The following is a 17,087-nucleotide window of genomic DNA, read 5'->3' as shown; positions in this document are numbered from 1 at the left end:
AGACGGCCTTTAAATTTGAAATGCCGCTAAACCTTATCGCTTTTCAGCTTAAGCCTGATAGCGTGACAGGCTCAAATCGTCGCTTCGGATTTCGGTATCTTTGCCGCTCACGATATCGGCGGTTAATTTTGCCGAACCCAGCGACATGGTCCAGCCTAAAGTGCCGTGGCCGGTATTCAGGAAGAGATTATCAAAGCGGGTGCGCCCGATTAACGGTGTGCTGTCGGGCGTCATCGGTCTGAGGCCGCTCCAGAACAATGCCTGACTCAAATCGCCGCCTTCTGGGAACAAGTCGTTGACGACCAAAGCCAAGGTTTCGCGGCGTTTTTCGGGCAGTTTGATTTCGTAGCCCGACAATTCCGCCATGCCGCCGACGCGGATTCTGTTGTCAAAGCGCGTGATGGCGACTTTGTAGCTCTCATCTAAAACGGTGGACACCGGCGCGCCGTCTGAATTGGTGACCGGCAGGGTCAAGGAATAGCCTTTGATGGGATAAATCGGCAGATTGAGATCCAACTGCGCCAACACAGTCCTGCTAAAGCAGCCGAGCGCGCAGACAACGGCATCTGCTTCAAACCGCCCTGTTTCGGTTTCAACGGCTTTGATGCGCAGCCCATTGTGGTCGATGCGGCTGATGGTTTGGTTGAAGTGGAACTGTATGCCCTTTTCTTGACACAATTTGTATAGGTTTTCAGTGAAGAGGTGGCAGTCGCCGGTCGCGTCCGCAGGTAGGTGCAGGCCGCCGGCAATTTTGGTGGTAACGCGCGCCAGCGCAGGCTCAAACTCTGCGCATTCTTCGGGTTTCAGACGGCGGTACGGTACGCCGTAGCGTTCCAAAACGGCAATGTCTTGTTCTGCCGCTTCGACTTCTTTGGCTTGGCGGAAAATCTGCAACGTCCCTTTTTTGCGCCCTTCAAAATTCATGCCGGTTTGCGCTTCAAAACGGCGGAACATTTCACGGCTGTATTCGGAAATCCTGACCATGCGCTCTTTATTGATTTGATAGCGCGCTGCCGTGCAGTTTTGCAGCATTTGCCACAGCCATTCGATTTGATACAGGCTGCCGTCAGGGCGAAACAGCAAAGGCGGATGGCTTTTAAACAGCCATTTCAGCGCTTTGGTCGGGATACCGGGTGCAGCCCAAGGCGTGGTATAGCCGTAGGAAAGCTGGCCGGCATTGGCAAAACTGGTTTCCATCGCCACGCCCTCGGCGCGGTCGATGACCGTTACTTCATGTCCTGCCTCTGCCAGATACCACGCGGAAGATACGCCGGCAACACCAGCACCTAAAACAAGCACTTTCATTTTTCTCCTCCTCTGACTTTTTTCAAAACAAACTTAATATACATCGGGCCGTCTGAATGTTCATATTCAGACGGCCTTGGATATTAATGCGGCAATTCGCCGTTTTTGATTTTTTGTTTGAAGTCGCGCGTTTCATTGACGATGACTTTCGCCATCAACAGAAGCGCAATCAGGTTGGGCAATGCCATCAAGCCGTTAAATGTGTCCGAAGCCAGCCACACCAAATCAAGGCTCAACACGGTTCCCAGCATAACTGAAGAAACATAACCGACGCGGTACAAACCGGCAAACTTCTCGCCGAAGACGTAAACCGCGCATTTCTCGCCGTAATAACACCAGCCGAGAATGGTTGAGTAGGCAAAGAAAATCAGGCCGATGGTCACAATCCAGCCACCGATGCCGGGCAGCATTTTTTGGAAAGTGACGGTTGTCAGTGCCGCGCCGCTCAATTCAGGTTTCACAAACTCGCCGCCTGCGCCGAGCAGACCCATGACCAAAACGATACCGGTAATCGAGCAGACAACGATGGTGTCCAAAAACGTACCGGTCATGGAAACCAAAGCCTGACGGACGGGGTGGTCGGTTTTCGCGGCGGCGGCGGCAATCGGCGCAGAACCCATACCTGCCTCGTTGGAGAACACGCCGCGCGCCACGCCGTAGCGGATGACCGTACCGATGGCGCCGCCTGCCACAGCTTGCGCGCTAAACGCATCGGAGAAAATCAGTTTGACGGCAGGCATCAGCACATCGGAATTAATCACGATAATGGCAATACCGCCCACCACATAAAACACTGCCATGGCAGGTACGATAAAGGACGCGGCTTTGGCGATGCCCTTAATGCCGCCCAAAAGCACAATGGCCGTTAATACAGTCAATATCACGCCGGTGTAGGCAGGTTCGACACCGAAGCTGGTTTGCACTGCCTGCGCAACCGAGTTGGACTGCACCGAGCTGCCGATACCGAATGAAGCGAATGTGCCGAACAGCGCAAAGGCGACGGCCATCCACTTCCAATTTTTACCCAAGCCTTTTTCGATGTAATACATCGGGCCGCCGGACATTTCGCCTTTGGAATTGGTGACGCGGTATTTCACCGCCAACACGCCCTCGCCGTATTTGGTGGCCATACCGAAAATGGCGGTCATCCACATCCAAAATACCGCGCCCGGGCCGCCGGTTACCACCGCAGTCGCCACACCGGCGATGTTACCCGTGCCTATGGTGGCGGAAAGCGCGGTCATCAACGCCGCAAAATGGGAAATATCGCCTTCGTGGTCTTCGCCGTCTTCATGCTTCTTTGACGGCACAAACGCCTGTTTCAGCGCATAACCCAACATGGTGAACTGCAAGCCTTTCAGCAAAACGGTCAGCAAAATGCCCGTACCGACCAGCAGCATCAACATAATAGGTCCCCAGACCCAGCCGCTGATGGTTTCGAAAAAGGCTTTAAGATTGTCTAAAAACAATTGCATGGCTTTCTCCTTTGTCTGTTTTATTTTTTTATGCACTACTTTTTGTAGTGTCATGTAATTTCAGCACAGAATATTCAATAAGACAATATCTTTCTTTTTAAAAAGATTTTTGAATTTTTACCCTAAAAAGATATCTATTTAGACCGACCAGATTGTTTACAATCCGCTAAAAATAAAGGCTGCGGCCGAGATAAAATGCCAAATGAAAGTTAATCAACCTTCAATTAAGACTGCAACAATTAAAATGACACAATCGACAAATGGCACATTATTGAAAAATACAAACGCGCAAATCTTGTTTAAAAAAAGCCTCAGGCCGTCTGAAAGATGGTTTTCAGACGGCCTGAGGCTTGCTATTTATATTGATAAAGTCAGGTTGATGAATGTTGCCCAAGCAATTGCGCCAACACTCGGGCAAAGCGTTCCGTTGCGCCTTCGCTGGTGTGCAAATACAGGGCGGGCTCGATGAGTTCCAACTCATTGAGCAGGAATGTGTCGCCGACCAATGTACCATCCACGCGGGCGTAAACCGGCATTTGCGGCAAGGCAGCCAGTACGTCTTGCGCGGCACGGACGGCAAACTCGGGCGGCTCAATACCGAACACCGACACGCCATAGGCCGAGTTGGCGCGCCATTCGCCTTGTGGTGGCTGACGGCGCACGGCATGGCTGAATACGCCGTTGAAAAACACCAGCGATGTTTCGCCTGCCGTTTCGATTTCGCGGATATACGGTTGAATAATCATGCCTTGCGGATAATCCGCCATATCCACGTCCAATGCGTCCGCACAAACTTTGACCACGCCTTTGCCGCTCTGCCCGAATGCAGGCTTGATGACCGCTTCTGTCCAGCCCTGTTGGTTCAGGATGTCCGCCAATTCGGCTTTTTGCGGCGGAACGAACACGCTGGGAATCACTTGCGCGCCGCGCGCCGCCAAATCGCACAAATAAGTCTTTTCCATATTCCAAGCCATCAGCTCGGGCGGATTGATAAAACGCTGCCCCGCCCTCTCGGCATGCTCCAGCCATTGGCGGAAGGTTTCAGGTTCGGCGGCATAATCCCATGCGCACAAAGGCAACAAAAATGGCGCGGACGGATGGTTTTGCCACGCATCAAATACGGTTTTCACGCCCATGGTTTCCAAGCATGCCGCCAATGTTTTCAAGTTGTCCGATGGTTCGGGATAAGTTTGGCAGGTAATGAGTGCCAAAACGGTTTGCTCGGTCATGGTTGCATCTCGTTGCTAAAACCAAAATTATATAGCGAAATCAAACAAAAAGATTTTTCAGACGGCCTGATACATGAGGCTGATTCTGATAAAATGGTTTTCTCCTTTTCCGTCGGAACATGCTCATGAAATCTGCCTACGTCCTTGTCTGGTTCCGCCGCAACCTCCGCCTGCACGACAATGCTGCGCTTAATGCCGCCGTTGCAAGCGGTTTGCCCATCGCCTGCGTCTGGGTCAGCCAAAGGCCGTCTGAAAACCACAATCCGCGTCAAAGCCTGTTCCATTATCAAGCCGCGCAAGAGCTGCATACCCGTCTGGCGGCGCACCATATTCCTTTATATGTTGTCGCCTCCGATGAAGACCTCCTCCCCTTGGCTGCTGCGCTCAATGTCTATACCGTCATCACAGACGAAGCCTACACCGAAGCCGAAATCCGCCAAGACAATCACCTCTGGCATAATTTTGACCATGCAGGCATTGCCCTGCAACATGCCAACGACCGCGGCATTTTGGCCAAATCCCCCCTCATGGATGCCAACGGCCTGCCCTACACCGATTTTGCCGCCTATAAACAAGCATGGTTGCAGGCTTATTCAGGACAAAGGCCGTCTGAAACCGAATTGCCTGTTCAAACCGGACAAAACATTCCACTGTTTCCAGCCTATACCGGCACGGTATTGCCTGCCTATCAGCAGGGCGGCGAAACCGCAGCCTTAACGCAATGGCACGCGTTCAAACAGAATTTGGTTCACTACCCGATTACCAAAAATTTTCCGGCACGAAAAAACACCAGCCTCCTCAATGCCTACCTGTCCGCAGGCTGCATTTCACCGCGACTGCTGTCCACCGAAGGCTTGGCAAACCGACATTTCGAGTGGCTGGACAAACTCATTTTCCGCGACTACTGCTACCAGCTCGCCTACCACCGCCGCCTGCCCGAAACAACCGATGCCGCTCCGGTACGCGAATACTGGCAACTCGGCCAAACCGGCGTGCCCATCATCGACGCCTCCATCCGCGGCCTCAAAGCCACCGGCCACTTACACCCCGTTCTCCAGCAGCTGTGCGCCCACTATTTCTGCCATGCGCTCAACTTCGACCCCAACCAAGGCATCGCATGGACAGCCTCCGTCCAAACCGGCACCGACCCCGCGCTCAACCAAGCCAACTGGCACCTCACCGCACAAGACACGGCCACCGTCCGCTATGCCCATCGTTCACATCAAATCGATCCCGACGGCAGCTACATCCGCAGTTACCTCCCTGAATTGGCACACCTGCCGTCCACCCTTATCCATACGCCGTGGGCCGCCGCCGATGACATCGACACACACGGCTACCCCTTTCCCAAGGCCATCTGAAACCTGCGTTCACACCAAAAAACCACACTAGATACAGCTGAAAAACGTTCAAACAAAATATTTTGGTTTCAGACGGCCAAACAGATTGAATAGCCAAGATTTACACGGTAAACTTACGTCATTAAAAAATTTTATTATTTCATTACAATGAAACCCGCATTCGACATAAAAACGTCACGTTTGGACGTCTTATCCATCCATCTGCACACCGCAGATTTAACTGAATTGGAAGAATTCCTACGCCAACTGGCAGGCCAATCCCAAGACGAATTCGTTCCCTTCATTTTAGACGTACAAGATTTCGACCATCCCGAATCCATCGATTTGGGTGGCATGATTTCCCTGTTTGCCCGTTACGGCATGCAAATTTTAGGGCTGCACCACACCAGCGACACATGGGCGGCAGCGGCGGCGCGTTACCACTTGGTATTCAAACAAGGCAACTCCACCCAGGCAGCCGACACACAAGCAGCACCTACTCCTCGCCAAGCACCGCAGCCGCAAGACGTACAGGCCACCGTTATCAACAATCCGACCGTATTGGTCAGCACGCCCGTGCGTACCGGCCAGCAGGTTTACGCTGAAAACGGCGACCTCATCGTCACCGGCATCGTCAGCCAAGGTGCGGAACTTATCGCCGACGGCAACATCCATATTTACGCCCCCATGCGCGGCAGAGCGTTGGCCGGTGCAAAAGGCAATACCAACGCGCGCATCTTTATTCATTCCATGCAGGCCGAATTAGTCTCCGTTGCCGGTATCTACCGCAACTTCGAGCAAGACCTGCCCGAGCATCTGCACAAAAAACCCGTACAAGTATCATTGCAAGACAACCGACTGGTTATCAGCGCAATCGACGCCGAATAAACATCAGTACTTAAAAAGGAAATATCGTGTCCAAAATCATCGTAGTAACTTCAGGTAAAGGCGGCGTAGGCAAGACCACTACTAGCGCCAGCATCGCAACCGGCCTGGCCCTGCGCGGCCACAAAACTGCTGTGATCGACTTCGACGTCGGTTTGCGCAACCTCGACCTGATTATGGGTTGCGAACGCCGCGTCGTGTATGACCTCATCAACGTCATCCAAGGCGAAGCCACACTCAACCAAGCCCTGATTAAAGACAAAAACTGCGAAAACCTCTACATCCTGCCTGCATCTCAAACTCGCGATAAAGACGCGCTGACCCGCGAAGGCGTGGACAACGTGATGAAAGAGCTGGCCAGCGAAAAAATGGGCTTCGAATTCATTATCTGCGATTCCCCTGCCGGTATCGAACAAGGTGCACTGATGGCACTCTACTTTGCCGACGAAGCCATCATTACCACCAATCCGGAAGTATCCAGCGTCCGCGACTCCGACCGCATCTTGGGCATTTTGCAAAGCAAATCCCGCAAAGCAGAACAAGGCAGCACTGTTAAAGAGCACCTGCTGATTACCCGCTACTCCCCTGAGCGCGTGGCTAAAGGCGAAATGCTGTCGGTACAAGACATCTGCGACATCTTGCGTATTCCGTTGATCGGTGTGATTCCTGAATCACAAAACGTTCTGCAAGCTTCCAACGCCGGCGAACCTGTCATCCACCAAGACAATGCCGCAGCAGCAGAAGCCTACAAGGACGTTATCGCCCGCCTCTTGGGTGAAAACCGCGAAATGCGTTTCCTCGAAGCTGAGAAGAAAAGCTTCTTAAAACGACTGTTCGGAGGTTAATACATGTCACTGCTCGATATGCTGTTCGGCAGAAAGCCGAAAACCGCCACAGTCGCGCGCGACCGCCTGCAAATCATCATCGCGCAAGAGCGCGCACAAGAAGGCCAAGCTCCGGACTATCTGCCGACCCTGCGTAAAGAGTTGTTGGAAGTCCTGTCCAAATACGTCAACGTATCATTGGACGACATCCGCATCTCCCAAGAGAAACAAGACGGCTTGGACGTTCTTGAGCTGAACATCACCCTGCCGGAACAAAAAAAGGCTTAACACATGACCTTGACCGAATTGCGTTACATCGTAGCCGTCGCACAAGAACGTCACTTCGGACGTGCCGCACGACGCTGCTTTGTCAGCCAGCCCACCCTCTCCATCGCCATCAAAAAGCTGGAGGAAGAGCTGTCGGTATCCCTGTTCGACCGTAGCAGCAACGACATCATCACGACCGAAGCGGGCGAGCGCATTGTCGCCCAAGCCCGCCGGGTTTTGGAAGAAGCCGAACTCATCAAGCACCTTGCCAATGAAGAGCAAAACGAATTGGAAGGCGCGTTCAAACTCGGCCTGATTTTTACCGTTGCCCCCTACCTTCTGCCCAAGCTCATTACCGCGCTGCGTGAAACCGCGCCGAAAATGCCGCTGATGCTGGAAGAGAACTATACCCACATCCTGACCGAGTCGCTCAAACGTGGCGATGTCGATGCAATCGTCGTTGCCGAACCGTTCCAAGAGCCGGGCATCGTAACCGAGCCTCTGTATGACGAACCTTTCTTCGTCATTGTTCCCAAAGGACATCACTTTGAAGAACTCGATGCCGTTACGCCTCAGCTTTTGGGCGAAGAACAAGTGTTGCTGCTGTCCGAAGGCAACTGTATGCGCGACCAAGTGTTGGCGAGCTGTTCCGAATTGGCTTCCAAACAGAAAATCCAAGGTTTGACCAATACCCTGCAAGGCAGCTCCATCAACACCATCCGCCACATGGTTGCCAGCGGTTTGGCCATCAGCGTCATGCCGGCTACCGCATTGACCGAAAACGACCATATGCTTTTCAGCATTATCCCGTTTGAAGGCACTGCACCGCACCGCCGTGTCGTTTTGGCCTATCGCCGCAACTTTGTCCGACCGAAAGCACTGACTGCTTTGCGCACGGCTATTTTGCAATCGCAACTGACCGGTGTAACGTTCGTCAACGAATAAACCGTAAAACAAAAGGCCGTCTGAATATTCAGACGGCCTTTTTTATTTTTAACCGAATAAAGGATTAGTAGCGGGTATGAACCTGGCTGCCGATAACGCCACCCAAAGCCGCGCCACCCAAGGTAGAGCCGGTATCGCCACCAATCAAGTTACCTGCCACACCACCCAATACCGCACCAGCAGCAGTGTTGCGTTGGGTTTGAGTCATATTGGCACATGCACCCAAAGAAGCGGCCAGCATGATCAAGGTCACAGTTTTTGCAAAAGTTTTCTTCATGGTTTGATTCTCCATCAGGGGTTAAGCTTTATATGGAACAGTATGGCACAACCTTTCATTAATATATTTTCTGATAAGTAAAGACAGATTAAACTAAGATAACGCCCTTAATGAACGGTTAACTTCAAAAATAAACGGAAATTCCAATAGAATATTTATAAAATTTAATATATTTGGCATAAAATTGCGCATACATCAACCGCATTCGGTAGTGATACAATGACGACTTGTCTGAATTACCGGAAACACCCGTCATGAGTATCTACGCACTGGCACACATCATCCACGTTTATTGCGCGATTGCCTTTGTCGGCGGCGTATTTTTCGAAATGCTGGTTCTCTCCGTTTTGCACACCGGCCGCGTTTCGCGCGAATCGCGCCGCGAAGTCGAACGTGCCATGTCCCATCGTGCCGTCCGCGTAATGCCGCCTGTCGTCATTACCTTGTTCATCAGCGGCATCGTGATGGTGTACAACCGCTACCTGCCGATACTTCACCACCCATTCGACAGCTCTTTCGGCATCATGCTGAGCATCAAAATCCTGTTGGCAATAAGCGTTTTGGTACATTTTGCCATCGCCGTCGTCAAAATGGCACGGCACACCCTCACCGTCGGCTGGTCAAAATACATACACGCCGTCGTATTCAGCCATATGCTGTTTATCGTCTTTTTTGCCAAGGCGATGTTCTACCTGTCTTGGTAAACCTTACCTATACCCCACACACAAGGATTGTTTATGACCCAATACCCGTCCGTCGGCTCGCCGATGTTTTACGGCATCTTCTTTATCGCCGTCTTAATCATGATCGCCATCGATATGGTATCGCTGAAAAAAAACGGCGCCCACAAAGTCAGCATCAAAGAAGCCCTCGCCTGGAGCGGCATTTGGGTGGCCGTATCCTGCACGTTTGCAGGCTGGCTCTATTTTGAACTGGCGGGCAACCCAACTTACGGGGCCATTGTCGCCAAAGAAAAAGTCCTCGAATTCTTCACCGGCTATGTGCTCGAAAAATCCCTCGCCGTCGATAACATCTTCGTTTTCCTGATGATTTTCGGCTACTTCAAAGTCGAACCCAAATTCCAACACCGCGTCTTGCTCTATGGCGTATTCGGCGCCATCGTCCTGCGCGCCATCATGATCTTCATCGGCGCAGCCTTGGTACAACAATTTGAATGGATTCTCTACCTTTTCGGCGCATTCCTGCTCTATACCGGCATCCACATGATGAAACCCGAATCGGACGAAGAGGAAGACCTTTCCCAAAACAAGATCCTAACCCTACTCAAAAAAGTCATCCCGACCAGCCCACAGTTTGACGGTGAAAAATTCTTTACCATTGAAAACGGCAAACGCATCGCTACGCCGCTTTTGCTGGTATTGATTATGATCGAATTGAGCGACGTCATCTTCGCCGTGGACAGCATCCCCGCTATTTTTGCCGTAACCACCGACCCTTTCATCGTCCTCACTTCCAACATTTTTGCCATCTTGGGCCTGCGTGCCATGTACTTTTTACTGGCAGACTTTGCCGAACGCTTTATTTTCCTCAAATACGGCTTGGCTTTCGTGTTGAGCTTTATCGGTATCAAGATGTTGATTATGCACTGGGTGCATATCCCGATTTCCATTTCCCTGTCCGTCGTCTTCGGCGCACTGGGCGCGTCCATCCTGACTTCTTTGGTGTACACGCGTCAGCAAGAGAAAAAATAATCTGCCGATATAAAAAGGCCGTCCGAACATTTCAGACGGCCTTTTCAAATATCAAACACCAGCTTATTTAGCAGCGTCTTTCAATTTGTCGGCAGCTTCTTGAGTCGCATCGGCTGCTTTACCCATAGCGTCTTTAGCTGCGTCTTTGGCAGCATCTTTAGCATCAGAAACCGCATCTTTAGCTTCTTCAACCGCTTTACCGGCAGCATCTTTAGCGTCAGAAACTGCTTTATCCGCAGTTGCTTTAGCATCTGCAGCTGCGTCTTTAACATCAGAAACAGCTTGCTCAGCCGCACCTTTGGCTTCAGAAGCAGCAGCATCCACAGCAGAAGCTGCATTTTCAGCAGCAGCGTTTACATCGGAAGCAACAGCAGAAGCCGCCTCTTGGGTTTCTTTTTTCGCTTCTTGTGTACACGCAGCCAGACCGGCTACCATCATTGCAGCAATCAATAATTTTTTCATGTTGTATATCCTTTGATCTAAAAAATATCCGCCAAAACTGACAGACCCAAAAATCATAACATAATAAATGCTCAAAAAAGGAAGAATTAACGCCAAATAACAGCCGATTTACGTTTTTTGAAAAAAATTTCAAAAAAACAGTTGACGAAAAGAAACAAGCTACCTATAATGCACAGCTTATCGGGTCGTTAGCTCAGTCGGTAGAGCAGCGGACTTTTAATCCGTTGGTCGAGCGTTCGAATCGCTCACGACCCACCAAATATGAAAACCTGCTTTGAAAAAAGCAGGTTTTTTTATATTCTCCATCAAGCCTTTCTTCACTTGATACCTTTCTCATCATCAAAATCAAGCAATATCCGAGCTTTGTCACAATGCTGTTATGGACTCAACTCAAGGCATCACACCAGCACCGACCTCTTATCCAACTCCCTCACCCATCATCTTTTTCTAAAAACTTCCAAATACCTACCATCAACCCACGCTAAATCCTCTTGTATGCCAGACAATTTAGGCATAGACTAAAACTACATCCAACTACAACAACAGGAGAAGGTTTGATGAAACAACTGTCTATGTATATCAACGGCCGCTTTGAAACCGACTTTAACGGCACATGGCGTGATGTATTGAATCCAGCAACTGAAGAAGTCATCGCGCGTGAGCCTAAAGGCGGAAAAGCCGATGTTGATCGTGCCGTTGCCGCGGCCAGAGACGCGCAAACTGCATGGGAACGTTTGCCTGCCGTTGAACGCGGCGCATACCTGCGCAAAATTGCCCAAGGCATCCGCGAACGAGCTGACGAGCTGACAGATACCATTGTTGCCGAAGGCGGCAAAACCAAAGATTTGGCACGCATAGAAGTTATGTTCACTGCCGATTATCTCGATTATCAAGCCGAATGGGCGCGCCGTTATGAAGGCGAAATCATCCAGAGCGACCGTCCGCGCGAAAACATTTTATTGTTCAAACGTCCTTTGGGCGTAATCGCCGGCATTTTGCCGTGGAACTTCCCATTCTTCCTGATCGCCCGCAAAATGGGCCCGGCTTTGGTAACCGGAAATACCATCGTCGTCAAACCGAGCAGCGTTACCCCGATTAACTGCCACATTTTTGCTGAAATCGTTCATGCTTCAGGCTTACCGGCCGGCGTATTCAACGTCGTCAACGGCCCAGGCGCGGAAATCGGCAATGCCTTGGCATCGCATCCACAAGTCGATATGGTCAGCCTGACCGGTTCTGTCGATGCCGGCCGCCAAGTAATGGAAGCCGCCTCCGCCAACATTACCAAAGTCTCACTGGAACTGGGCGGCAAAGCCCCTGCCATCGTCCTGAAAGATGCCGACTTGGATCTGGCCGTCAAATCCATCTTGGCTTCACGCGTGGGCAATACCGGCCAAATCTGTAACTGCGCCGAACGCGTATATGTCCACAGCAGCCTGAAAGACTCGTTTATCGAAAAAATGACCGCCGCCATGAAAGGCGTGCGCTACGGCAACCCGGCCAAGGCTGAACCCGGCGCACTGGAAATGGGTCCGCTGATTGAAGAGCGCGCTGTCAAAGCCGTTGCTGAAAAAGTGGAACGCGCCGTCAAACAAGGTGCGACACTGGTCTGCGGCGGCAAACGCGCCGAAGGACGCGGCTATTTCTTCGAGCCGACCCTGCTGACCGATACCGACAACAGCATGGACATCATGAAGGAAGAAACCTTCGGCCCTGTCCTGCCTGTTGCCACTTTCGACACGCTCGACCAAGTCATCGCTTTGGCAAACGACAGCGAATTCGGCCTGACCAGCTCCGTCTATACCACCAATCTGAATGAAGCGTTTTATGTAACCCGCCGCTTGCGTTTCGGCGAAACCTACATCAACCGCGAAAACTTCGAAGCCATGCAGGGCTTCCATGCCGGTTGGAAAAAATCAGGTATCGGCGGCGCCGACGGTAAACACGGCTTAGAAGAATATCTGCAAACCCAAGTTGTTTATTTAGAAACCGATATCTAACTGCCGATACGACCCTTCATGAAACAAAAGGCCGTCTGAAGCTGATTTTTCAGGTTAAACTGCACCCAAAAAGTTGCCACTCCAACTAACAAGGTGCAGTTTTTTTTTATAACTAATTTTTATTAAATAGGAAAGTAACCATGTTGCACAAAATCGGGATAATGAGCGCGTTGATCTTGGGTCTTGCCATGCCGGCTGCTGCCGAATGTTTGATTCAAAAAGACAGTATCGGAGGAATTAAATTGGGGCAAAACTTGAAACAGGTAAAACAGAAATTTCCGAAAGCAAAAATGGATAAAACAAGCGATGCCGATGGCGTGTCTTTTGTTGCCATCGCACTGTCTAAAGACGTCTTGGTTTTCGCTTCTCAAGATGGGGAAGATGATCCTGATACCCCTATAAAACTGCATAAAAAAATTAATTTTTTGGAAACCGATTCTCCTACCTGTCACACAACTTCAGGTGTACACCCGGGTATGAAGATTAAAGACGCAGAAGCCAAGCTGGGCAAAGTCAAAGGAATCCAACTATCAGAAATCGAAGCGCGTGAATACACAACATTTGCCCGCCAACCGAAACATTTCGGATTTATAGTAGAACAGGGGGCAGGGATTTATCCGAGTAAAGGTGGAGCACCGAATCAAACTCGGCGTTACCGTCAAATGGCACGTATTGAAGCAATTTCCGTATCTAAATCCAGAGGTTTTGATAATTGAAGAGCAAGATATTAGACAGAATGAACTACACCCCCAAAGTTGCCCTCCAACTAACAAGGTGCAGTTTTTTATGACCCAATATACATTCTTCAAATACCAAACCGTATTCCACTACCTGCACACGTACGCAGATCAATAGTGCATCTTGCGCACCCATCTGCGACGTTGGATAACCGCCTGTCAGGAAAGCAGCATCGGCGCACTCAAACCCTTCAGTCCAAAATCATGACCGACCACCGCAAAAATCCCTTCATCGCCGACAAGCCGATCACAAAAATACAGTTTTGGGGGCAGTTCAGGTTTCAGACGGCCTTTCTACCTTTATAGAAAAAAACACCGACATCGCGTAAAATAGAGCCAATTTTTCACTTTATGCAGGCCGTCTGAACACATGGGCAGCCTGACTTATTTTTCCGGAAAACACCATGAGCGAACAAAACAATCCTCAAATCGAGCCGCAGTTGGACGAAAACCAAATCATCGCCCTGCGCCGCGAGAAACTGCACAACATCCGCAAAGAACGCAACGCCTACCCTAACGATTTCAAACGCGACAGCTTTGCCGCCGACCTGCACAACCAATACGGTGAAATCAGCAAAGAAGAACTCGACCCACAAGGCATTCCTGTCAAAGTGGCCGGCCGCATGATGCTCAAACGTCAAATGGGCAAAGCCAGCTTCGCCACCATTCAAGACGTTACCGGTCAAATCCAGCTTTATTTGAACAACAAAGGCGTGAGCCAAGAAGTTTTGGACGACTTCAACCACTGGGACCTGGGCGACATCGTCGGCGCGGAAGGTACTTTGTTCAAAACCAACCACGGCGAATTGACCGTGCGCGTGTCCAACATCCGTCTGCTGTCCAAATCCCTGCGCCCTCTGCCGGACAAACACAAAGGTTTGAGCGATCAGGAAACCAAATACCGTCAACGCTACGTCGATTTGATTGCCAACGAAGAATCGCGCAATACCTTCATCAAACGCAGCCAAATAATCCAATCCGTGCGCAATTTCATGGTCAACGAGCATTATTTGGAAGTTGAAACCCCAATGATGCACCCGATTCCAGGCGGTGCGACGGCAAAACCGTTCGTTACCCACCACAATGCCTTGGACATTCCGCTCTATCTGCGCATTGCGCCCGAGCTGTATCTGAAACGCCTGGTTGTCGGCGGCTTGGAACGCGTGTTTGAAATCAACCGCAGCTTCCGTAACGAAGGCATGTCCGTGCGCCACAACCCTGAATTCACCATGATCGAATTCTACGAAGCCTTCTCCGACTACGAACGCATGATGCAAATGGCGGAAGACATCATCCGCAATGCTTCCCGCGCAGTAAACGGCACGGCAAAAATCAGCTACAACGGCAAAGAAGTCGATTTGGAAAGCCCGTTTGAACGCCTGACCATTCTCGGTGCCATCAAAAAATACAATCCGCACTACACCGATGAGCAGTTGAACAATGAAGAATGGCTGAAAAAAGAAATCGTCAAACACGGCGAAAGCCTGCCTCCGTCTCCGGGCATCGGCAGCCTGCAACTCGCCCTGTTTGAAGGTTGCGCCGAGGGCAAACTGTGGAACCCGACTTTCATCATCGACTACCCTGTCGAAGTATCGCCATTGGCACGCGCATCCGACAGCAAACCGGGTTTGACCGAACGCTTCGAGCTCTTCGTTGTCGGCCGCGAACTGGCAAACGGCTACTCCGAGTTGAACGATCCGGAAGATCAAGCCGAACGCTTCAAAGCGCAAGTGGCGCAAAAAGACGCCGGCGACGACGAAGCCATGCACTACGATGCCGACTACATCCGCGCCATGGAATTCGGCCTGCCACCGACCGGCGGTTGCGGCATCGGCATCGACCGCTTGGTAATGTTGCTGACCGATTCGCAAACCATCCGCGACGTGATTCTGTTCCCGCAAATGCGTCCTGAATAACACATTGAAATAAAATCAAGGCCGTCTGAAAACAAGACTCTGTTTTCAGACGGCCTTTTTGTTCAAATATGTAAAATGGGAAAATTAAAATCAATAAATCCTTTACACCATAATAATAAAATTACATGATAATCAAAAAGATAATATAAAAAAGAATATGTAAACGTTTTTCAGTTTGTTGACAGTCTGCTAGAATACATCCAATTACAGGCAGCCCACACACACAGGCCGTCTGAAAATGCAGAAACTCTGAAAGGTTTGTATGGATCAATTTTTCGAACAGCTTCACGGCTGGGTAAACGCCATCAACGACCCAATGTGGTCGGGATTGGTATATATGCTTTTAGGCGCAGGCCTATTTTTTACCATTACCACCGGTTTTGTACAATTCCGCCTCTTCGGCCGCAGTATCAAAGAAATGCTAGGCGGTCGCAAACAAGGTGATGATCCGCACGGAATCACACCGTTCCAAGCATTTGTTACCGGCTTGGCCAGCCGCGTAGGTGTGGGCAACATCGCCGGTGTGGCGATTGCCATCAAACTCGGCGGGCCGGGCGCGGTATTCTGGATGTGGGTAACTGCCTTAATCGGCATGAGTTCGGCGTTTGTCGAATCTTCACTGGCCCAACTCTTTAAAGTCCGGGACTACGACAACCACCACTTCCGCGGCGGTCCTGCCTACTACATAACTCAAGGCCTGGGACAAAAATGGCTGGGCGTTTTGTTCGCCCTGAGCCTGATTTTCTGTTTCGGCTTTGTATTTGAAGCCGTACAGACCAATACCATCGCCGATACCACCAAAGCGGCATGGGGCTGGGATCAACACTATGTCGGTGTCGCCCTGGTCATTCTGACTGCCCCGATTATCTTCGGCGGTATCCGTCGCGTATCTAAAGCCGCGGAAATTATCGTTCCGCTGATGGCGGTTTTATATCTCGTCATAGCACTCTTCATCATTGCTACCAATATTTCCCTAATTCCTGATGTGTTCGGTCAGATTTTCTCCAACGCGTTCAACTTCGATTCGGCTGCAGGCGGTTTCCTCGGCGGTCTGATTTCGACCACCATGATGCAGGGTATCAAACGCGGCCTGTATTCCAATGAGGCGGGTATGGGTTCCGCGCCGAACGCCGCAGCCGCAGCCGAAGTGAAACACCCCGTCTCCCAAGGCATGATTCAAATGCTGGGCGTTTTCGTTGATACCATCATCGTCTGCTCATGCACCGCCTTTATCGTCTTGACCTATCAACAGCCTTACGGCGACCTGAGCGGTGCGGCGCTGACCCAAGCGGCAATCGTCAGCCAGGTAGGCGAATGGGGCGCGGGCTTCCTTGCCGCCATCCTGTTTATGTTTGCCTTTTCAACCGTTATCGGCAACTATGCCTATGCTGAGTCCAACGTCCAATTCATCAAGAGCCATTGGCTGATTACCGCCGTTTTCCGTATGCTGGTTTTGGCATGGGTCTACTTCGGCGCAGTTGCCAACGTACCCTTGGTATGGGATATGGCAGACATGGCCATGGGCATCATGGCATGGATTAACCTCGTTGCCATCCTGCTCCTGTCCCCACTTGCCTTCCTGCTGTTGAAAGACTACACAGCCAAGCTGAAAATGGGTAAAGACCCAGAGTTCAAACTCTCTGAACACCCGGGCTTGAAACGCAAAATCAAATCCGATATCTGGTAAAACCAAAGGCCGTCTGAAATTTCAGA

The 17,087-nt window shown here is 50.8% G+C and carries 16 protein-coding genes and 1 tRNA gene; 12 read left to right on the top strand and 5 right to left on the bottom strand.

Going from position 1 to position 17,087, the window contains the following annotated elements:
- Window positions 1–48 precede the first annotated feature (48 nt).
- The 3 genes from CYJ98_RS09935 to CYJ98_RS09925 form a co-directional block, all read right to left on the bottom strand.
- On the bottom strand, window positions 49–1,305 hold the full coding sequence (locus tag CYJ98_RS09935) for a D-amino acid dehydrogenase (protein WP_101756306.1): 1,257 nt from the start codon (window positions 1,303–1,305) through the stop codon (window positions 49–51).
- 83 nt (window positions 1,306–1,388) lie between these two features.
- Window positions 1,389–2,780: an alanine/glycine:cation symporter family protein gene (locus tag CYJ98_RS09930; protein ID WP_049329304.1), complete on the bottom strand. Its 1,392-nt coding sequence runs from the start codon at window positions 2,778–2,780 to the stop codon at window positions 1,389–1,391.
- A gap of 371 nt (window positions 2,781–3,151) precedes the next feature.
- Complete coding sequence (locus CYJ98_RS09925; RefSeq protein ID WP_101756305.1) at window positions 3,152–4,009, bottom strand: ATP-grasp domain-containing protein; 858 nt, start codon at window positions 4,007–4,009, stop codon at window positions 3,152–3,154.
- 125 nt (window positions 4,010–4,134) lie between these two features.
- Between CYJ98_RS09925 and CYJ98_RS09920 the strand changes: the two genes are divergently transcribed.
- The 5 genes from CYJ98_RS09920 (at window position 4,135) to CYJ98_RS09900 (ending at window position 8,270) form a co-directional block, all read left to right on the top strand.
- Window positions 4,135–5,370, top strand: a complete 1,236-nt coding sequence (locus CYJ98_RS09920; RefSeq protein WP_234395604.1) for an FAD-binding domain-containing protein — start codon at window positions 4,135–4,137, stop codon at window positions 5,368–5,370.
- A 147-nt stretch (window positions 5,371–5,517) separates the two neighbouring features.
- On the top strand, window positions 5,518–6,237 hold the full coding sequence (minC, locus tag CYJ98_RS09915) for a septum site-determining protein MinC (RefSeq protein ID WP_004520214.1): 720 nt from the start codon (window positions 5,518–5,520) through the stop codon (window positions 6,235–6,237).
- Between the two features lie 26 nt (window positions 6,238–6,263).
- Window positions 6,264–7,079: a septum site-determining protein MinD gene (gene minD / locus CYJ98_RS09910; RefSeq protein WP_049330767.1), complete on the top strand. Its 816-nt coding sequence runs from the start codon at window positions 6,264–6,266 to the stop codon at window positions 7,077–7,079.
- A gap of 3 nt (window positions 7,080–7,082) precedes the next feature.
- A complete protein-coding gene (gene minE / locus CYJ98_RS09905) occupies window positions 7,083–7,346 on the top strand; it encodes a cell division topological specificity factor MinE (protein WP_003680625.1) in 264 nt (87 codons plus the stop codon).
- Window positions 7,347–7,349: 3 nt separating this feature from the next.
- Window positions 7,350–8,270, top strand: a complete 921-nt coding sequence (locus CYJ98_RS09900) for a hydrogen peroxide-inducible genes activator (RefSeq protein WP_049330768.1) — start codon at window positions 7,350–7,352, stop codon at window positions 8,268–8,270.
- Between the two features lie 64 nt (window positions 8,271–8,334).
- Here the strand turns inward: CYJ98_RS09900 and CYJ98_RS09895 are convergent, their stop codons facing one another.
- On the bottom strand, window positions 8,335–8,547 hold the full coding sequence (locus CYJ98_RS09895; RefSeq protein WP_003684747.1) for a glycine zipper 2TM domain-containing protein: 213 nt from the start codon (window positions 8,545–8,547) through the stop codon (window positions 8,335–8,337).
- Between the two features lie 254 nt (window positions 8,548–8,801).
- Here CYJ98_RS09895 and CYJ98_RS09890 point away from each other — a divergent pair, with 254 nt between their 5' ends.
- Window positions 8,802–9,251, top strand: a complete 450-nt coding sequence (locus tag CYJ98_RS09890; protein WP_070814098.1) for a CopD family copper resistance protein — start codon at window positions 8,802–8,804, stop codon at window positions 9,249–9,251.
- 33 nt (window positions 9,252–9,284) lie between these two features.
- A complete protein-coding gene (locus tag CYJ98_RS09885) occupies window positions 9,285–10,259 on the top strand; it encodes a TerC family protein (RefSeq protein WP_101756303.1) in 975 nt (324 codons plus the stop codon).
- Between the two features lie 63 nt (window positions 10,260–10,322).
- On the opposite strand, the gene CYJ98_RS09880 is transcribed toward CYJ98_RS09885, so the two are convergent.
- Window positions 10,323–10,721 (bottom strand): Ag473 family lipoprotein, encoded by a 399-nt coding sequence (locus tag CYJ98_RS09880; RefSeq protein WP_003684724.1) that lies wholly within the window; start codon window positions 10,719–10,721, stop codon window positions 10,323–10,325.
- Window positions 10,722–10,903: 182 nt separating this feature from the next.
- On the opposite strand from CYJ98_RS09880, the gene CYJ98_RS09875 reads away from it, so the two are divergent.
- The 5 genes from CYJ98_RS09875 to CYJ98_RS09855 all read left to right on the top strand — a co-directional run bounded on the left by CYJ98_RS09875 (window position 10,904) and on the right by CYJ98_RS09855 (window position 17,061).
- Window positions 10,904–10,979, top strand: a tRNA-Lys gene (locus CYJ98_RS09875).
- 299 nt (window positions 10,980–11,278) lie between these two features.
- Window positions 11,279–12,721 (top strand): aldehyde dehydrogenase, encoded by a 1,443-nt coding sequence (gene aldA / locus CYJ98_RS09870; RefSeq protein ID WP_101756302.1) that lies wholly within the window; start codon window positions 11,279–11,281, stop codon window positions 12,719–12,721.
- 140 nt (window positions 12,722–12,861) lie between these two features.
- A complete protein-coding gene (locus tag CYJ98_RS09865; protein WP_101756301.1) occupies window positions 12,862–13,437 on the top strand; it encodes a hypothetical protein in 576 nt (191 codons plus the stop codon).
- A gap of 425 nt (window positions 13,438–13,862) precedes the next feature.
- Window positions 13,863–15,374: a lysine--tRNA ligase gene (lysS, locus tag CYJ98_RS09860; RefSeq protein ID WP_101756300.1), complete on the top strand. Its 1,512-nt coding sequence runs from the start codon at window positions 13,863–13,865 to the stop codon at window positions 15,372–15,374.
- 262 nt (window positions 15,375–15,636) lie between these two features.
- On the top strand, window positions 15,637–17,061 hold the full coding sequence (locus CYJ98_RS09855; protein WP_101756299.1) for an alanine/glycine:cation symporter family protein: 1,425 nt from the start codon (window positions 15,637–15,639) through the stop codon (window positions 17,059–17,061).
- Window positions 17,062–17,087: the final 26 nt, after the last annotated feature.

Source organism: Neisseria perflava, from assembly GCF_002863305.2.
Classification (GTDB): Bacteria; Pseudomonadota; Gammaproteobacteria; order Burkholderiales; family Neisseriaceae; genus Neisseria; species Neisseria perflava_A.
Note: the sequence above shows the minus strand (reverse complement) of the source record. Positions and strands in the feature narration are given on the sequence as shown.

What these genes read in the sequence shown, in the direction of transcription:
- CYJ98_RS09900 (WP_049330768.1), top strand. Translation starts at nt 7,350, where the DNA reads ATGACCTTGACCGAATTGCGTTACATCGTAGCCGTCGCACAAGAACGT.
- CYJ98_RS09885 (WP_101756303.1), top strand. Translation starts at nt 9,285, where the DNA reads ATGACCCAATACCCGTCCGTCGGCTCGCCGATGTTTTACGGCATCTTC.
- CYJ98_RS09880 (WP_003684724.1), bottom strand. Translation starts at nt 10,721, where the DNA reads ATGAAAAAATTATTGATTGCTGCAATGATGGTAGCCGGTCTGGCTGCG.
- CYJ98_RS09925 (WP_101756305.1), bottom strand. Translation starts at nt 4,009, where the DNA reads ATGACCGAGCAAACCGTTTTGGCACTCATTACCTGCCAAACTTATCCC.
- CYJ98_RS09930 (WP_049329304.1), bottom strand. Translation starts at nt 2,780, where the DNA reads ATGCAATTGTTTTTAGACAATCTTAAAGCCTTTTTCGAAACCATCAGC.
- CYJ98_RS09935 (WP_101756306.1), bottom strand. Translation starts at nt 1,305, where the DNA reads ATGAAAGTGCTTGTTTTAGGTGCTGGTGTTGCCGGCGTATCTTCCGCG.
- CYJ98_RS09895 (WP_003684747.1), bottom strand. Translation starts at nt 8,547, where the DNA reads ATGAAGAAAACTTTTGCAAAAACTGTGACCTTGATCATGCTGGCCGCT.
- aldA (WP_101756302.1), top strand. Translation starts at nt 11,279, where the DNA reads ATGAAACAACTGTCTATGTATATCAACGGCCGCTTTGAAACCGACTTT.
- minC (WP_004520214.1), top strand. Translation starts at nt 5,518, where the DNA reads ATGAAACCCGCATTCGACATAAAAACGTCACGTTTGGACGTCTTATCC.
- CYJ98_RS09890 (WP_070814098.1), top strand. Translation starts at nt 8,802, where the DNA reads ATGAGTATCTACGCACTGGCACACATCATCCACGTTTATTGCGCGATT.
- lysS (WP_101756300.1), top strand. Translation starts at nt 13,863, where the DNA reads ATGAGCGAACAAAACAATCCTCAAATCGAGCCGCAGTTGGACGAAAAC.
- minE (WP_003680625.1), top strand. Translation starts at nt 7,083, where the DNA reads ATGTCACTGCTCGATATGCTGTTCGGCAGAAAGCCGAAAACCGCCACA.
- CYJ98_RS09920 (WP_234395604.1), top strand. Translation starts at nt 4,135, where the DNA reads ATGAAATCTGCCTACGTCCTTGTCTGGTTCCGCCGCAACCTCCGCCTG.
- CYJ98_RS09855 (WP_101756299.1), top strand. Translation starts at nt 15,637, where the DNA reads ATGGATCAATTTTTCGAACAGCTTCACGGCTGGGTAAACGCCATCAAC.
- CYJ98_RS09865 (WP_101756301.1), top strand. Translation starts at nt 12,862, where the DNA reads ATGTTGCACAAAATCGGGATAATGAGCGCGTTGATCTTGGGTCTTGCC.